This window comes from Planktotalea sp. (genome assembly GCF_965659345.1).
Taxonomy (GTDB): Bacteria; Pseudomonadota; Alphaproteobacteria; order Rhodobacterales; family Rhodobacteraceae; genus Planktotalea.
Window position 1 is genome coordinate 1 of the sequence record NZ_CBFHVK010000053.1, and the last position, 1,740, is coordinate 1,740.

The 1,740-nt window shown below is 54.8% G+C and carries 2 protein-coding genes and 1 pseudogene; all 3 read left to right on the top strand.

All coding sequences use genetic code 11. From position 1 onward, the window contains the following. Nucleotides 1–934, top strand: a 934-nt coding sequence (locus tag ACTG3Z_RS17510; RefSeq protein WP_439144283.1) for an epoxyalkane--coenzyme M transferase, incomplete at its 5' end; no start/stop codon positions are given. After that, a complete protein-coding gene (locus ACTG3Z_RS17515) occupies nt 931–1,599 on the top strand; it encodes an alpha/beta fold hydrolase (protein WP_439144284.1) in 669 nt (222 codons plus the stop codon). The genes ACTG3Z_RS17510 and ACTG3Z_RS17515, both read left to right, overlap by 4 nt. Before the next feature lie 5 nt (nt 1,600–1,604). Then, nucleotides 1,605–1,740, top strand: a pseudogene (locus ACTG3Z_RS17520) (RraA family protein); the annotation flags it as partial.

A 1,740-nucleotide genomic window follows, 5' to 3' on the forward strand; every position in this document is an offset into this window, starting at 1 on the left:
TTCAAAGATCAGCTATGCCACATACGTCAAAGACCGCTACACCGGTTTCGACGGCGACAGCCCCCGCAATGCACCTGCCGATCTAAAAAAATATCCAACCTTTCTTAAGCGTTTGGCAGATGATGGCGGCACCCCTCAATACGCGCGCCCGATGTGTGTCGGAGAGGTGAAATCCAAAGGCCAAGGCGAGTTGGAAAAAGACATCGCTAACCTAAAGGCTGGCATGGCTGAACATGGCATCGAACGCGGTTTTATGAACGCCGCGAGCCCCGGTGTCATCTCACTGTTTTTGCAGAATGATTTCTACGCAACCCGCGAAGAATACCTCGCGGCTTTGGCGGATGCGATGCGCGAAGAATATCGCACGATTGTCGAAAGCGGCCTTGATTTGCAACTGGATTGCCCTGACCTCGCGCTGTCCCGTCACATGCTGTTTAACGACCTCTCTGACGACGAATTCCTCAAGATCGCTGGCTCGCACGTCGAAGCCCTCAATCACGCATTGGAAGGCATCGATCCATCCCGCGTAAGGGTCCATATTTGTTGGGGAAATTACGAAGGACCGCACGTCTGCGACATCCCCATGTCCAAGATGTTCGACACGTTGATGTCGGTTGGGGCGAACAAGCTGCTCTTTGAAACCAGCAATCCCCGTCACGGTCATGAATGGGCCGTCTTTCGCGACAGAAAAGCAGACATTCCCGCAGACAAAATCCTGGTTCCTGGCGTCGTCGATACCACAACCAATTTCGTTGAACATCCCGACCTTGTACAGGAGCGCATCGAACGTTTCGTAGACATCGTTGGCCATGACCGCGTAATCGCTGGATCAGATTGTGGGTTTGGAACCTTCGCTGGTTTCGGTGCCGTCGATCCTGAAATCGCCTATGCGAAACTTGCTGCCCTGTCCGCAGGAGCCGCTCAAGTCAAATGACTCTTGTTCTCTTGCCCGGAATGATGTGCGACGGGCGGTTGTTCCAACACATGCCGCACAACCGTTGCCTTGATATTTCGCAGCATGACACCGTTGAGGCACTGGCCTCTGACGTGCTCCGGAATACCCCTGAGACTTTCGCCCTAGCGGGGTTGTCGATGGGCGGCATTGTTGCAATGGAAGTTATACGTCAGGCGCCAGAACGGGTGACGCGCTTATGCCTGATGGACACGAATTGCGAAGCGGAAACCGAGCAGATCAAGGCGATGCGGCAACCCCAAATTGACAAAGCTATGGCGGGGAAACTGGACAGCGTTATGCGCGACGAAATGAAGCCAAACTACCTGGCCAATGGCCAGCGCCGCGGCGAAGTGCTGGACCTTTGTATGGAAATGGCGCTGGACCTTGGCCCAGACGTGTTCGCACGCCAATCAGCGGCGTTGCGTGACCGCCCCGATCAGAAGAAAACTCTTGTAAACTGGGACAAACCCACACTGATCCTGACCGGAGCAGAAGATCGACTTTGCCCCTTGCATCGCCACGAATTGATGGCCGAGCTGATGCCACAAGCAACCTTAACCATCATACAAGACGCCGGTCACCTGCCAACGTTGGAACGCCCCATTGAAACACATGCCGCGCTAGAGCGTTGGCTAGAGGAGTAATTCACATGCAATCTTCACTACACAAGCTCCTGAGCTCGGTCGACACCCCAACGGTCTGCAACGCGATCGAGGTCGCTCAAGGCAAGCGCGGCTTCAACGCATTCACCCGAGGCACAATGTTGATAAACGAGCCGACGAGCG

What these genes read in the sequence shown, in the direction of transcription:
- ACTG3Z_RS17515 (WP_439144284.1), top strand. Translation starts at nt 931, where the DNA reads ATGACTCTTGTTCTCTTGCCCGGAATGATGTGCGACGGGCGGTTGTTC.